Raw genomic sequence first — 14,360 nt, 5'->3', positions numbered from 1 at the left:
TCTAGCGGCTTTGTGGTTTAATCCTCAGGGCCGCTTGTGGCAAAAATGATTGGACCACTATGAGCCGAGGAAAAACCCCTTCCGCCCTGGACCTGCCGCGCCCCGACAGCTTGGACAGGGGAAAGCAGCAAGGGGCCTACGAGGCCCTGCGTGCAGCGATCCTGAACCGACAGCTGCCGGCGGGCAGTCGCTTGCCATCCACCCGCAGCCTCGCCGAACGCTGGCAGTTATCCCGTGGCACCCTGGAGGCGGCATTCGACCGCCTGCACGGCGAGGGCTATGTGCAGCGCGTGGCCGGCTCCGGTACGCGGGTGTGTGCGGTGATCCCCGAGCAATTCATTGCGGCACCTGCACCGCGTGCCATGCCGCGTCGCGAAGTGGCGGTTGATCGCCCCGAGTCCGGGGTGCAGAGCCATGTGCCTTTTGTCGCTCGGCGCCCGGACGCCAGCCTGTTTGATCTGAAGGCCTGGGCCCGCTGTATTTCCCGGGGACTGCTATCGGCAGGGCCGGGGGCGCTGGAAGCGGGCCATCCCGCCGGGCTGCCGGAACTGCGCGCACAGATCGCCGACTACCTGCGCAGCTATCGCGGCATGCACTGCGAGGCGGATGAAGTGATCGTCACCAGCGGCATTCGCCACGCCCTTGACCTGATCGCGCGCACGCTGCTCAAGCCCGGTGACACCGCCTGCGTCGAAGACCCCGGCTATCCACCCGCGCGCCGCCTGTTCGGGCTGGCGGGGGCAGAGGTCCGGGCGATTGCGGTTACGGCCGAAGGGCTGGATACCGCGCAACTCCCCGACACGGCGCGCCTGGCCTACGTCACCCCGGCCCACCAGGCACCGCTGGGCATGACCCTGTCGGTGTCGCGACGCCTGGCGCTGCTGGACTGGGCTGCCCGCGCCGAAGCCTGGGTGGTGGAAGACGACTACGACAGCGAATACAACTACCACAGCGCACCGCTGGCGGCGCTCAAATCCCTGGACGCCCATGACCGCGTGATCTACTGCGGCAGCTTCAACAAAAACCTGTTCCCCGGTTTGCGCGTCGGCTTCATGGTGGTGCCCAAGGCACTGCGCGCGGCCTTGCTGCGCACCCTGCAACTCACCGGGCAGTCGGTGGGCGCCAGCGATCAGTCGGGGTTGCTGGAGTTTCTCGGCAGCGGCGCTTTCGTGCGTCACTTGCGGGCTTCGCGCCAGGCCTATCAGGCGCGGCGCGATGTGTTGCTCGACTGCCTTGGAGCGCACTGTACGATCAGTGGGCAACAGGCTGGCCTGCACTTTGTATTGTGGTTGCCGAGCGGTGTCGAGGAGGGCGAGTTCTGTTCCCGTGCTGCTGCCGTCGGGTTGACGTTACAGCCCTTGGGCACGTTCTGCGTCGAGGCGATCCTGCCGCCGGCGGTCATCATCGGCTACACCGCGTTGACCCTGGCGCAGATCCGCTTTCATGGGCGTGCGCTAGCCCAATTACTGCCGGTCAGTCATCAAACCCGACCTGCTCGTGAATCTCATCCACCTTCAACTCCAGCCGGTACGCCACGGCAATAAACAACGCCTGGCACAGGCACAAGGTGGCGCTCAACGAACGGAAGGCAAACGACGAGCCTTCATTCACCAGCAGCACCGCGTTGGCCCGCTTGGCCAGGGGCGACAGGTTGCTGTCGGTGATGATCAGGGTCTTGGCCTGATGGTGCTGGGCGATCCGCAGGCAGTGCTGGGTCTCTTTGCCGTAGGGCGTGAAGCTGATGGCGATCACCAGGTCATTGGCACGCACGCTGCGCATCTGCTCGCGATAGCTGCCGCCCAGGCCGGAGATCAGGTGGATACGCTTGTTGGTGTGCTGCAGGTTGTAGACCAGGTAATCGGCCACCGCGAATGAACGGCGCACGCCGACCACGTAGATGTTGTCGGCGTTGACCACCAGGTCCACGGCCTTGTCGAAAGCCACGTCATCCAGCTCCAGCCCCAGGCGCTCGATACCCGACAGGGTTGCATTGACGCACTCGCGGGCCAGGTCGCCGCCGCTGGCTTTCTGCGACTTGTTGGCGATCATGCTGCGGATGCGCTGCTGGTAGTTCTGCACCGGTGTGGTCTTGTGGGTGTAGGCCTCGCGAAACAGCGCCTGCATCTCACTGAACCCACTGAAGCCGAAACGCTGGGAAAACCGCACGATCGCCGAAGGGTGCACTTCGCATTCGCGGGCGATGTCGCTGATGCGGTCGACCATGATCCGGTCGCTCTGCTGGCTCATGTAGCTGGCGATGCGCTTGAGCTGGCGCGGCAGGCTTTCGTATTCGTCGGTGATCAGCTGCAACAGGCGTTCGGCGTTGATCGGAGGGCTGGCGATGGTGTCTTCCAGGGTGGTCTCGGGATCGGTGCGGGACATGGGCAATCCTTCTGGCGTGTTCTTCTGATGCGCTGATGGGTGGCGCAAGTCTACAGGGTAGGCGCAAAAAAATACCCCGGCATCACGGCCCGCGTGGCCTGCTGAAACGATGCACGGCGGCTGGCGTGCGCCTATGCTGACGTATTGGAAAAAATATTCCACTAAAAATAATTATGGAATAAATATTGATTGCTGCCGCCGGACGTTCTAGTCTGCTCCCACCAAGAGCGTTTGCCGTCGCCACGGCGGCACAACGCAGGCTGATAAAAATAACAGGAGCCAGCATGGGCCAGACTCGTTTTGCCAGTGGGCGTCAATTGGATCTGATTTGCCTCGGGCGCCTGGGCGTCGACCTCTACGCACAGCAAGTAGGTGCGCGGCTTGAGGACGTGTCCAGCTTCGCCAAATACCTCGGCGGTTCCTCCGCCAATATCGCGTTCGGCACTGCCCGGCTGGGGCTCAAGTCGGCGATGTTGAGCCGGGTGGGGGACGACCATATGGGCCGTTTCCTGGTGGAATCCCTGGCCCGCGAAGGCTGCGATGTCAGCGGCATCAAGGTCGACCCGGAACGCCTCACCGCCATGGTGCTGCTGGGCCTCAAGGACCGCGAAACCTTCCCGCTGGTGTTCTACCGCGAAAACTGCGCCGACATGGCCCTGCGCGCCGAAGACGTCAACGAAGCCTTTATCGCCTCGAGCAAGGCCTTGCTGATCACCGGCACGCATTTCTCCACCGACGGCGTGTACAAGGCCAGCATCCAGGCCCTGGACTATGCGGCCAAGCACAACGTCAAGCGCGTGCTGGATATCGACTACCGCCCCGTGTTGTGGGGCCTGGCGGGTAAGGCTGACGGTGAAACCCGGTTTGTCGCCGACCAGAACGTCAGCCAGCATGTGCAGAAAATCCTGCCGCGTTTCGACCTGATCGTCGGCACCGAAGAAGAATTCCTGATCGCCGGCGGCAGCGAAGATCTGCTCACCGCCCTGCGCACCGTGCGTGACCTGACCCCGGCGACCCTGGTGGTCAAGCTCGGCCCGCAAGGCTGCACGGTGATCCACGGCGCGATTCCGGCGCGCCTGGAAGAGGGCGCCATCTACCCTGGCGTGCGGGTTGAAGTGCTTAACGTGCTGGGCGCCGGCGATGCCTTTATGTCGGGCTTCCTCAGCGGTTGGATCAATGACGCCAGCGATGAGCGTTGCAGCCAGTTGGCCAATGCCTGCGGCGGTCTCGTGGTCTCGCGCCACGCCTGTGCGCCGGCCATGCCGACCCCGGCCGAACTGGATTACCTGTTCAACAGCCCGGTGCCGATCACCCGGCCTGACCAGGACGCGACCCTGCAACGCCTGCACCGCGTCACCGTGCCGCGCAAGGCCTGGAAGCAGCTGTTCATCTTTGCCTTCGATCACCGCTGGCAACTGGTGGACCTGGCGCAACGCGGCGGCCAGGACCTGACCCGCATCAGCGAGATCAAGCAGCTGTTTATCCAGGCCATCGAACGCGTGGAGAAAAAGCTCGCCGAGCAGGGCGTCGAGGCCGATGTGGGCCTGTTGGCCGACCAGCGCTTCGGCCAGGACGCGCTCAATGCCGCCAGCGGGCGCGGCTGGTGGATCGCGCGTCCGGTGGAAGTGCAGAACTCGCGGCCCCTGGCGTTCGAACATGGCCGCTCGATCGGCAGCAACCTGATTGCCTGGCCCCAGGAACAGATCATCAAGTGCCTGGTGCAATACCACCCCGACGACGAGCCCCTGTTGCGCCTGGAACAGGAAGCGCAGCTCAAGGCGGTGTACGAGGCGTCGGTGACCAGCGGCCATGAACTGCTGCTGGAGGTCATCCCGCCCAAGGATCATCCGTCCACTTACCCGGACGTGCTCTACCGCAGCCTCAAGCGCCTGTACAACCTGGGCATCTACCCGGCGTGGTGGAAGATCGAGGCACAGTCGGCCGAGGACTGGAAAAAGCTCGACGAACTGATCCAGGAACGCGACCCGTACTGCCGTGGCGTGGTGTTGCTGGGCCTGAATGCCTCGGCCGAATGCCTGGCCGCCGGCTTCCAGCAAGCCAGCCAGAGCAGCACCTGCCGTGGGTTTGCCGTGGGCCGCACGATCTTCCAGGAACCGAGCCGTTTGTGGATGGCGGGGGAGATCGATGACGAGACGTTGATCCAGCAGGTCCAGGCGACCTTTGAGCAGTTGATCAACGCCTGGCGCAGTGCCCGAGGCTGAACCCAGTCCTAAATGTGCAATGCAATCTAATGTGGGAGGGGCGGTGCGACGATTCGACTCGCCCCCGATGGCGGTGGTGCAGTTACAACAGTGTTGCCTGACACTTCGCTATCGGGGGCAAGCCCACTCCCACAGAAAGCAGAAAGCAGATCTCAGTGATACCTGAAAATAATAAAGGTGCAGCCATGCCCGCAATCCGAATTGGCATCAACCCGATCTCCTGGAGCAACGACGACCTTCCGGCCCTCGGCGGTGAAACCCCGCTGAGCACCGCCCTGAGCGAAGGCAAGGAAATCGGCTACGAAGGTTTCGAGCTCAACGGCAAATTCCCCAAGGACGCCAAGGGCGTCGGCGACGTCCTGCGCCCCTATGACCTGGCGCTGGTCTCCGGCTGGTACTCCAGTCGCCTGGCCCGTCGCTCGGTGGCCGAAGAAATCGAGGCCATCGCCGGTCACGTCGAACTGCTGAAACAAAACGGCGCCAAGGTGCTGGTGTACGGCGAGGTGGCCGATTCGATCCAGGGCTCGCGCATTCGCCTGATCGAACGTCCTCGGTTCCACAGTGAACAGGCCTGGCAGGACTACGCCGACAAACTTACCGAGCTGGCGCGTTTTACCCTGTCCCAGGGCGTGCGCCTGGCCTACCACCACCATATGGGGGCGTACGTCGAATCGCCTGAAGACATCGATCAGTTGATGGGCCGTACCGGGCCGGAAGTCGGCCTGCTGTTCGATTCGGGCCACTGCTACATGGGCGGCGGCGAACCCATCGAGGTGTTGCGCAAGCATATCGACCGCGTCTGCCACGTGCATTTCAAGGACGTGCGCAAAGCCGTGGTGCAACTGGCGCGCAACCAGATGTGGAGCTTCCCCGATTGCATCGTCAACGGCACCTTCACCGTGCCCGGTGACGGCGATATCGATTTTGCCGAGTTGCTCGATGTGCTGCTGGCCGCGAAATACGCGGGCTGGCTGGTGGTGGAAGCCGAGCAGGACCCGGCCGTGGCGCCCAGCTACGTCTATGCGAAAAAGGGCTATGACACATTGCGTGCGCTTCTCGATGAGAGGACCCAACCATGAGCTTGCTGGTAAAAAGCAATAAACGTGGGCAGACCATGGTCGCCCTGGAAGAGGGCCGCCTGGAATACGTAGGCTTTGCCGCCTACCGTTTGAGCCTGGGTGAAACCCTGCCGGTCACCGCCGGCGATAAAGAGCTGTGCCTGGTGCTGCTCAGCGGCCGGGTGACTATCGAAGGCGAGGGCTTCAACTGGCAGAACCTCGGTGATCGCCAGTCGGTGTTCGAGGACAAATCGCCGTTCGCCGCCTATCTGCCGCCGGGTACCGATGCCCAGGTCACCGCGTTGAGCGACGTGCAGATTGCCGTGTGCGCCGCACCGGGTGCGCCGGGTTTCGAGCCACGCCTGATCCGCCCCGAACAGTGCAAGCGCAGCGTCCGCGGCAAAGGCGCCAATACCCGTTACGTGTGCGACATCCTGCCGGATACCGACCCGGCCCATTCGCTGCTGGTGGTGGAGGTGCGCACGCCGTCCGGGCATTCGTCGAGCTACCCGCCGCACAAGCACGACACCGACGACCTGCCGCACCAGAGCTTTCTCGAAGAGACCTACTATCACCAGATCAACCCGCCCCAGGGCTTTGTGTTCCAGCGGGTGTACACCGACGACCGCAGCATCGACCAGGCCATGGCCGTGGAAAACAGCGACCTGGTGGTGGTGCCCAAGGGCTATCACCCGGTCAGCGTGCCGTATGGCTACGAGTCTTACTACCTGAACGTGATGGCCGGCCCCAAACGCGCCTGGCATTTCCACAACGACCCGCAGCACAGTTGGCTGCTGGACCTTTGAACGGTGTTGGACGGAGAACAACAATGAAGTCGCCTCTACGCTTTGCCCTCAACCGTATGGTCGCGCCCAACCTGTCCCTGCCGGATTTCATCCAGCTGGCCGTGGCCTTGAAATGCGATGCCATCGAGATTCGCAACGACCTCAAGGATCGCCAGATCGAATACGGCACTCCTGCCGGCCGCGTGCGCGAATTGTGCGCGGCCCAGGGCATCACGGTGCTGTCGATCAACGCGCTGTACCCCTTTGATGTGTGGAATGACGAGCGCCGCGCCCAGGCGATAGCGCTCGCCACCTATGCCCGCGAATGTGGTGCGCAAGGCTTGGTGATGTGCCCGTTCAATGAACCCGGCGACACCCGCAACGAAGCCCAGCGCGCCGCCGGTTTGCGCACCGCGTTGAGCCAGCTGGCGCCGATCCTGCGCGAGTACGGGATTCTCGGGTTTATCGAGCCCCTGGGCTTTGAAGAATGTGCCATGCGCCGCAAGCGCGTGGCGGTGGATGCGATCCAGTCCATCGGCGGCCTGGATGTATTCCGCCTGGTGCACGACACCTTCCACCACCACCTGGCCAGCGAGCATGAGTTCTTCCCGGAGCTGACCGGGCTGGTGCATATCTCCGGCGTGGAAGACGCCCAGGCGCCGCTCAATTCGATCCGCGACGGCCACCGCGTGCTGGTGGGCGAGGGCGATATCCTCGGCAATACCGCGCAGATCGACACCTTGCTCAGCAGCGGTTACAGCGGCTACCTGTCGTTCGAACCGTTTGCGACAAGCGTGCACGAGCTGGCGGATATCCAGCAGGCCTTGGGGGCAAGCATCGCCCACCTGCAGAAACGATAAGGGGCGCGACATGACCACCACCCGACTGACCATGGCCCAGGCCCTGGTAAAGTTTTTGGACAACCAGTACATCGAAGTCGATGGCGTGCAGAGCAAGTTCGTCGCCGGCGTGTTCACCATTTTCGGCCACGGCAACGTGCTGGGCTTGGGCCAGGCCCTGGAGCAGGACAGCGGCGACCTGGTGGTGCATCAGGGTCGTAACGAGCAGGGCATGGCCCATGCCGCCATCGGTTTTGCCAAGCAGCACCTGCGTCGCAAGATCTACGCCTGCACCGCCTCCGTTGGCCCAGGTGCGGCGAATATGCTCACCGCTGCGGCGACCGCCACCGCCAACCGTATCCCGTTGCTGTTGCTGCCCGGCGATGTCTACGCCAGCCGCCAGCCTGACCCGGTGCTGCAACAGATCGAGCAGTTCCACGACCTCAGCATCAGCACCAACGATGCCTTCCGCTCCGTGAGCAAATACTGGGACCGCATCAACCGCCCCGAGCAACTGATGACGGCGGCGATTCATGCCATGCGCGTGCTCACCGACCCCGCCGAAACCGGCGCGGTGACCCTGGCGCTGCCCCAGGACGTGCAGGCCGAGGCCTGGGACTACCCCGATTACTTCCTGCAAAAACGCGTGCACCGTATCGACCGCCGCCCGGCCACCGCCGCGATGACCAGCGATGGGGTGGCGGCTTTCCGGGGCAAGCGCAAGCCGCTGATCATCTGCGGTGGCGGCGTGAAGTACTCTGGTGCGAATGCTGCCTTGCAAGCCTTTGCCGAGCGCTTTGATATTCCTTTCGCCGAAACCCAGGCGGGCAAGAGCGCGGTGGTCTCCAGCCATCCACTGAACGTGGGCGGCATCGGCGAAACCGGCTGCCTGGCCGCCAACCTGTTGGCGCCCGAGGCCGACCTGATCATCGGCATCGGCACCCGTTACACCGACTTCACCACCTCGTCGAAGTCGCTGTTCAAGCATGCCGAGGTGAAGTTTCTCAACCTCAATATCAGCCCCTGCGACGCCTTGAAACTCGACGGCGTGCAGGTGCTGGCCGACGCCAAGGTCGCCCTCGAAGCGCTGGCCGATGCCCTTGGTGATTACCGTTCCGGCTGGGGCGAGCAGATCGCCGACGCCAAGGCGCAGCTGGACGCCGAAGTGGACCGTGTGCATCAGGTCGAGTACCACGGCGATGATTTCGTACCGGAAGTCGACGACCACCTGGACCGCGCCGTGCTGCGTGAATTTATCGAACTGACCGGCTCGTGCCTGACCCAGAGCCGGGTGCTCGGCGTCCTCAACCAGACCCTGGCCGACGACGCGATCATTGTCGCCGCGGCCGGCAGCCTGCCCGGCGACCTGCAGCGTGCCTGGCGCAGCAAGGGCGTCAACACCTACCACGTCGAGTACGGTTATTCGTGCATGGGCTATGAGATCAACGCCGCCCTCGGCGTGAAGCTCGCCGAACCGACCAAGGAGGTCTATGCCCTGGTCGGCGATGGCTCCTACATGATGCTGCACTCGGAGCTGGCCACCTCGATCCAGGAACGCCGCAAGATCAACGTGGTGCTGCTCGACAACATGGCCTTCGGTTGCATCAACAACCTGCAGATCGGCAACGGCATGGACAGCTTCGGCACCGAGTTCCGCTACCGCAACCCCGAGAGCGGCAAGCTCGACGGCGGCCTGGTGCCGGTGGATTTCGCCATGAGTGCGGCGGCCTATGGCTGCAAGACCTACAAGGTCAGCACGGTGGAGCAGCTGGAAGCGGCCCTGGCCGATGCGCGCACGCAAAGCATCTCGACCCTGATCGACATCAAGGTGTTGCCCAAGACCATGGTCCACGGCTACCTGTCGTGGTGGCGGGTGGGGGTGGCGCAGGTGTCCACCAGCGAGCGCACCAACGCGGCGGCGAAAAAACTCAATGAACACCTGGCCAAGGCCCGGCAGTACTAATAACAAGAGGAGCGTTTGTATGTCTTTGAAGCTTGGTGTAATCGGTACCGGCGCCATCGGCCGCGATCATATTCGTCGTTGCAGCCAGACCCTGCTCAACAGCCAGGTGGTGGCGGTGACCGACATCAACCTTGAGCAGGCCGCCAAGGTGGTCGCGGAGTTGAAGCTGGACGCCGAGGTGTACGCGGATGGCCATGGGCTGATCAACTCGCCGCAGGTCGAGGCGATCCTGGTCACGTCCTGGGGCCCGAGCCACGAGGAATTCGTGCTCGCCGCCATCGCCGCCGGCAAACCAGTGTTCTGTGAGAAGCCCCTGGCGGTGACGGCTGAAGGCTGCCGCAGGATCGTCGACGCCGAAGTGGCCTACGGCAAGCGCCTGGTGCAAGTGGGCTTTATGCGCCCCTATGACGAAGGTTATCGCGCCCTCAAGGCGGTGATCGACAGCGGCCAGATCGGCGAGCCGTTGATGCTGCACTGCGCGCACCGCAACCCGACGGTGGGCGAGAACTACAAGACCGACATGGCGATTACCGACACCCTGATTCACGAGCTGGATGTCCTGCGCTGGCTGCTCAACGACGACTACGTGTCGGTGCAGGTGGTGTTCCCGCGCAAGACCAGCAAGGCCCTGGCCCATCTGCGCGACCCGCAGATCGTGCTGCTGGAAACCGCCAAGGGCACCCGTATCGATGTGGAAGTGTTTGTGAACTGCCAGTACGGCTACGACATCCAGTGCGAAGTGGTGGGGGAGACCGGCATCGCCAAACTGCCGGAGCCGTCCCAGGTGCAGTTGCGCAGTGGGGCCAAGCTGTCGAACGCGATCCTGATGGATTGGAAGGACCGTTTTATCGGGGCCTATGACGTGGAGTTGCAGGCCTTCATCGATAGCGTGCGCGCCGGTCAGGTCGGTGGGCCGTCGGCGTGGGATGGCTTTGCGGCGGCGGTGGCGGCGGATGCGTGCATCGAGGCCCAGGGCAGTGAGCAGATCGTCAAGGTCAGCCTGCCGGATCGCCCACACTTCTACGGCTAAATCACTGAAGGAACTCTGTCAAAAATGTGGGAGGGGGCTTGCCCCCTCCCACAGTTGATTGGTTTCCAATTCAATTCAGGAGTTGATCATGAGAATCGGACTTGTCGGCTATGGCCACGGAGGGCGCTTCTTTCATGCGCCGCTGATTGCGACCTTGCCCGGCGCAACGTTTGTCGGTGTCGTCACCCGCTCACCCGAACGTCGCCAGCAACTGGCAACCGACCACCCCGGCGTCCAGGCCTTTGACAGCATCGGCCAGATCGTCGAAGCCGGCGTCGATGCCCTGGTGATTTCCACCACCCTCAAGGGCCGTCCGGCGCTGGTGCTGGAAGCCATCGAGCACGGCGTGGCGGTGGTCAGCGACAAACCCTTTGCCGCCAACGCCGAACAGGCCCAGGCGCTGATCACGGCTGCCGAGCGCCATGAGGTGTTGCTCAGCGTCTACCAGAACCGGCGCTGGGACTCGGACTACCTGACCCTGCGCAAATTGATCGACGCCGGTGCCCTGGGCGAGATCACCCGTTTTGAATCCCGCGTCGAGCGCTACAGCCCGCAGGCCGTGGGCAATGCCAGCGGCGGCGGCTGGTTGCGCGATCTGGGCAGCCATCTGGTGGACCAGGCGCTGCAACTGTTCGGTCCGGTGGACCGGGTCTTTGCGCAGTTACAGTTCACCCCTGAATACCCCACTGTCGACCACGGCTTCTTCGTCTCCCTGACCCACGCTAACGGGGTGGTTTCCCATTTGTGGGGCAATGCCCTGCAGAACAGCCAGGCCCCGCGTTTTCGCGTCAGTGGCACCTCGGGTTGCTACACCGTGGACGGGCTGGATGGCCAGGAAGAGGCGCTGATGGCCGGCAAGTCGCCGAAAACCGAAGGCGAACACTGGGGCGCAGAAGAACATCGCCGCTGGGGCTGGTTCGAACAGGGGCCGGAACGTGAGCGAGTGCCGTCGGAGAAGGGCTGCTGGACCCAGTTCTATCGCCAGTTGCAAGCGGCGGTAAACGGGCAGGGCCCGTTGCCCGTGGACGCTTATGATGCGCTGGAAACCACGCGTATATTGGACGCCGCACGCCTCAGCGCCGAGCGCCAGCAGGTGGTTTCAACAAAAATAGAATAAAATTCTAAAACAGGTTGATATGGAAATTATTTTCCAATAAAGTCTTTTCCAGGTTGCATAAAGTACGTTCGGACTCGATTCGCACGACTCAACAAAAACAAGATCAAAAACAACCAGGTACCGTCAGATGAAAATCTTCAACGCTGTACTGCGAGTTTTACGCCCTGCCCACACGCCCCGCGGCCTGCCCCGCGCCCGGCCGTTCTACTTCTCCTTCCTTAATGTGCTGTGCGTCGAAAACCAGGGCGCGCTGGTCTGCTGCATTCCAGGCGCACCGGTCGTACGCGTGCCTGCCGAGCTCTGATAAACGCAACGTCCAAAAAACCAACAAGAAAGTGGAGACAGACCGTTCATGAAGACCCCGATCCGTTTTACCGCGCTGGCTTTATCCATGCTGCTGGCCAGCGGTGTTGCCAGTGCCGCCGACATCAAGGTCGGCGTGAGCATGTCCGCCTTCGATGACACCTTCCTCACTTACCTGCGCGAAGACATGGACAAGCAGGCCAAGTCCTATCCCAAGGGTGACGGCGTGCAGCTGCAGTTCGAAGACGCCCGTGCCGATGTGGTCAAGCAGCTGAGCCAGGTGGAGAACTTCATCAGCCAGAAAGTCGACGCCATTATCGTCAACCCGGTCGACACGGCCTCTACCAAGAACATCATCAATGCCGCGACCAAGGCCGGCATCCCGCTGGTGTTCGTCAACCGCCGTCCCGACCAGAAGGACTTGCCCAAGGACGTGGTGGCCGTGACCTCCGATGACGTCGAGGCCGGCAAGCTGCAAATGCAATACATCGCTGAGAAGCTCGGCGGCAAGGGCAAGATCGTGATCCTGCTGGGCGACCTGGCGAACAACTCCACCACCAACCGCACCAAGGGCGTGAAGGAAGTGTTGGCCAAGTACCCGGACATCAAGATCGAACAGGAACAGACCGGTATCTGGCTGCGGGACAAGGGCATGACCCTGGTCAACGATTGGCTGACCCAGGGCCGCGAGTTCAATGCGGTGCTGGCCAACAACGATGAGATGGCCATCGGCGCGTCCATGGCGCTGAAATCGGCCGGCAAGGAAAAGGGCAGTGTGCTGATCGCGGGTGTCGACGGTACGCCGGATGGCTTGAATGCGATCACCAAGGGTGACATGGCCGCCTCCGCGTTCCAGGACGCCAAGGGTCAGGCAGTGGGTTCGGTGGAAGCGGCGCGCAAGATGGCCAGGAAGGAACCGGTCGAGCAGAACGTGATCATCCCGTTCCAGCTGATCACCCCGGAAAACGTCGCCACGTTCAAGTAGCCCTGACATAACAACAATGAACCGGCAGGGCGGTCGTGCCCGCCCTGCTGATGGAGTACCGTCTTATGCTCGCTCAAGCCACTGTCTCGCAGCCTCCCGGGATCCAGCCGTTGCCGCTGGACGAACCCTACCTGTTGGAAATCGTCAACATCAGCAAAGGCTTTCCCGGCGTCGTGGCCCTGGCCGACGTACAACTGCGTGTACGCCCCGGTACGGTGCTGGCGCTGATGGGCGAGAACGGTGCGGGCAAGTCGACCTTGATGAAGATCATCGCCGGCATCTACCAGCCCGACGCCGGTGAAATCCGCCTGCGCGGCAAGCCCATCGTGTTTGACACGCCGCTGGCGGCGCAGAAAGCCGGGATCGCGATGATCCACCAGGAACTCAACCTGATGCCGCACATGAGCATCGCCGAGAATATCTGGATCGGCCGCGAGCAGCTCAACAGCCTGCACATGGTCAACCACCGCGAAATGCATCGCTGCACCGCCGAGTTGCTGGCGCGCCTGCGCATCAACCTGGACCCCGAGGAGCACGTGGGCAACCTGAGCATCGCCGAGCGGCAGATGGTCGAGATTGCCAAGGCTGTGTCCTACGACTCCGACATCCTGATCATGGATGAACCGACATCGGCCATTACCGAGAAGGAAGTGGCCCACCTGTTTTCGATCATTGCCGACCTCAAGGCCCAGGGCAAAGGCATTGTCTACATCACGCACAAAATGAACGAAGTGTTCGCCATTGCCGATGAAGTGGCGGTGTTCCGCGACGGCCAGTTCATCGGCCTGCAACGCGCCGACAGCATGAACAGCGACAGCCTGATCTCGATGATGGTAGGTCGCGAGCTGAGCCAGTTGTTCCCGGTGCGCGAGACGCCCATTGGCGAGCTGCTGCTGTCGGTGCGCGACCTGCGCCTGGACGGGGTGTTCCAGGGCGTGTCGTTCGACCTGCATGCCGGTGAGATCCTCGGCATCGCCGGGCTGATGGGCTCGGGGCGCACCAATGTGGCGGAAACCATTTTCGGCATCACCCCCAGCAGCGGTGGGCAGATCACCCTGGATGGCGAGGCGGTGCGCATCAGCGACCCGCACATGGCCATCGAAAAAGGCTTTGCGCTGTTGACCGAGGACCGCAAGCTCAGTGGCCTGTTCCCCTGCCTGTCGGTGCTGGAAAACATGGAAATGGCCGTGCTGCCGCATTATTCGGGCAACGGGTTTATCCAGCAGAAAGCCCTGCGCGCCCTGTGCGAGGACATGTGCAAGAAACTGCGGGTGAAGACGCCGTCCCTGGAGCAGTGCATCGACACCCTGTCCGGCGGCAACCAGCAGAAAGCCTTGCTGGCGCGCTGGTTGATGACCAACCCACGCTTGCTGATCCTCGATGAACCGACCCGGGGCATCGACGTGGGGGCCAAGGCCGAGATCTATCGCCTGATCGCCTTCCTCGCCAGCGAAGGCATGGCGGTGATCATGATTTCCTCCGAGCTGCCTGAAGTGCTGGGCATGAGCGACCGGGTGATGGTGATGCACGAAGGCGAACTGATGGGTACCTTGGACCGCGCCGATGCGACCCAGGAAAAAGTCATGCAGCTGGCCTCCGGTATGACCGCGGTCCACTGACGAACAGCTGCGCGGGCCTGCGGTTGGCCCGCGCCATAGAATAAGAAGGTGATTGGC

The 14,360-nt window shown here is 62.8% G+C and carries 12 protein-coding genes; 11 read left to right on the top strand and 1 reads right to left on the bottom strand.

The window, feature by feature from the left end; translation table 11 throughout:
- Positions 1-59 precede the first annotated feature (59 nt).
- Entirely contained in the window at positions 60-1,544 is a 1,485-nt protein-coding gene (locus C8K58_RS22905) for a PLP-dependent aminotransferase family protein (protein ID WP_098479732.1), read from the top strand.
- On the opposite strand, the gene C8K58_RS22900 is transcribed toward C8K58_RS22905, so the two are convergent.
- Positions 1,474-2,382, bottom strand: a complete 909-nt coding sequence (locus C8K58_RS22900; protein WP_010211026.1) for a MurR/RpiR family transcriptional regulator — start codon at positions 2,380-2,382, stop codon at positions 1,474-1,476. The genes C8K58_RS22905 and C8K58_RS22900 overlap by 71 nt on opposite strands.
- Positions 2,383-2,666: 284 nt before the next feature.
- Between C8K58_RS22900 and iolC the strand changes: the two genes are divergently transcribed.
- The 10 genes from iolC (at position 2,667) to C8K58_RS22855 (ending at position 14,303) form a co-directional block, all read left to right on the top strand.
- On the top strand, positions 2,667-4,604 hold the full coding sequence (iolC, locus tag C8K58_RS22895; protein ID WP_098479731.1) for a 5-dehydro-2-deoxygluconokinase: 1,938 nt from the start codon (positions 2,667-2,669) through the stop codon (positions 4,602-4,604).
- A 185-nt stretch (positions 4,605-4,789) separates the two neighbouring features.
- A complete protein-coding gene (gene iolE, locus C8K58_RS22890) occupies positions 4,790-5,683 on the top strand; it encodes a myo-inosose-2 dehydratase (RefSeq protein ID WP_065941171.1) in 894 nt (297 codons plus the stop codon).
- On the top strand, positions 5,680-6,468 hold the full coding sequence (gene iolB, locus C8K58_RS22885; protein WP_027606531.1) for a 5-deoxy-glucuronate isomerase: 789 nt from the start codon (positions 5,680-5,682) through the stop codon (positions 6,466-6,468). Before iolE ends, iolB begins: the two co-directional genes overlap by 4 nt.
- A 23-nt stretch (positions 6,469-6,491) precedes the next feature.
- Positions 6,492-7,307: a TIM barrel protein gene (locus tag C8K58_RS22880; protein WP_065941173.1), complete on the top strand. Its 816-nt coding sequence runs from the start codon at positions 6,492-6,494 to the stop codon at positions 7,305-7,307.
- Between the two features lie 10 nt (positions 7,308-7,317).
- On the top strand, positions 7,318-9,249 hold the full coding sequence (gene iolD, locus C8K58_RS22875; RefSeq protein WP_027606529.1) for a 3D-(3,5/4)-trihydroxycyclohexane-1,2-dione acylhydrolase (decyclizing): 1,932 nt from the start codon (positions 7,318-7,320) through the stop codon (positions 9,247-9,249).
- A 19-nt stretch (positions 9,250-9,268) separates the two neighbouring features.
- Positions 9,269-10,279, top strand: coding sequence for a Gfo/Idh/MocA family protein (locus tag C8K58_RS22870; protein WP_027606528.1), 1,011 nt, complete (start codon positions 9,269-9,271; stop codon positions 10,277-10,279).
- 88 nt (positions 10,280-10,367) lie between these two features.
- Positions 10,368-11,396: a Gfo/Idh/MocA family oxidoreductase gene (locus C8K58_RS22865; RefSeq protein ID WP_027606527.1), complete on the top strand. Its 1,029-nt coding sequence runs from the start codon at positions 10,368-10,370 to the stop codon at positions 11,394-11,396.
- A gap of 127 nt (positions 11,397-11,523) precedes the next feature.
- Positions 11,524-11,700 (top strand): hypothetical protein, encoded by a 177-nt coding sequence (locus C8K58_RS32550; RefSeq protein WP_162844258.1) that lies wholly within the window; start codon positions 11,524-11,526, stop codon positions 11,698-11,700.
- 48 nt (positions 11,701-11,748) lie between these two features.
- Positions 11,749-12,684: a sugar ABC transporter substrate-binding protein gene (locus C8K58_RS22860; protein WP_027606526.1), complete on the top strand. Its 936-nt coding sequence runs from the start codon at positions 11,749-11,751 to the stop codon at positions 12,682-12,684.
- Between the two features lie 65 nt (positions 12,685-12,749).
- Positions 12,750-14,303, top strand: a complete 1,554-nt coding sequence (locus C8K58_RS22855; protein WP_027606525.1) for a sugar ABC transporter ATP-binding protein — start codon at positions 12,750-12,752, stop codon at positions 14,301-14,303.
- Positions 14,304-14,360: the final 57 nt, after the last annotated feature.

It is taken from the genome of Pseudomonas sp. GV047, assembly GCF_003058245.1.
In the GTDB taxonomy this organism is placed as follows: Bacteria; Pseudomonadota; Gammaproteobacteria; order Pseudomonadales; family Pseudomonadaceae; genus Aquipseudomonas; species Aquipseudomonas marginalis.
Note: the sequence above shows the minus strand (reverse complement) of the source record. Positions and strands in the feature narration are given on the sequence as shown.

Excerpts from the sequence above, each read along its gene's own strand:
- C8K58_RS22905 (WP_098479732.1), top strand. The coding sequence starts at position 60 with ATGAGCCGAGGAAAAACCCCTTCCGCCCTGGACCTGCCGCGCCCCGAC.
- C8K58_RS22900 (WP_010211026.1), bottom strand. The coding sequence starts at position 2,382 with ATGTCCCGCACCGATCCCGAGACCACCCTGGAAGACACCATCGCCAGC.
- iolC (WP_098479731.1), top strand. The coding sequence starts at position 2,667 with ATGGGCCAGACTCGTTTTGCCAGTGGGCGTCAATTGGATCTGATTTGC.
- iolE (WP_065941171.1), top strand. The coding sequence starts at position 4,790 with ATGCCCGCAATCCGAATTGGCATCAACCCGATCTCCTGGAGCAACGAC.
- iolB (WP_027606531.1), top strand. The coding sequence starts at position 5,680 with ATGAGCTTGCTGGTAAAAAGCAATAAACGTGGGCAGACCATGGTCGCC.
- C8K58_RS22880 (WP_065941173.1), top strand. The coding sequence starts at position 6,492 with ATGAAGTCGCCTCTACGCTTTGCCCTCAACCGTATGGTCGCGCCCAAC.
- iolD (WP_027606529.1), top strand. The coding sequence starts at position 7,318 with ATGACCACCACCCGACTGACCATGGCCCAGGCCCTGGTAAAGTTTTTG.
- C8K58_RS22870 (WP_027606528.1), top strand. The coding sequence starts at position 9,269 with ATGTCTTTGAAGCTTGGTGTAATCGGTACCGGCGCCATCGGCCGCGAT.
- C8K58_RS22865 (WP_027606527.1), top strand. The coding sequence starts at position 10,368 with ATGAGAATCGGACTTGTCGGCTATGGCCACGGAGGGCGCTTCTTTCAT.
- C8K58_RS32550 (WP_162844258.1), top strand. The coding sequence starts at position 11,524 with ATGAAAATCTTCAACGCTGTACTGCGAGTTTTACGCCCTGCCCACACG.
- C8K58_RS22860 (WP_027606526.1), top strand. The coding sequence starts at position 11,749 with ATGAAGACCCCGATCCGTTTTACCGCGCTGGCTTTATCCATGCTGCTG.
- C8K58_RS22855 (WP_027606525.1), top strand. The coding sequence starts at position 12,750 with ATGCTCGCTCAAGCCACTGTCTCGCAGCCTCCCGGGATCCAGCCGTTG.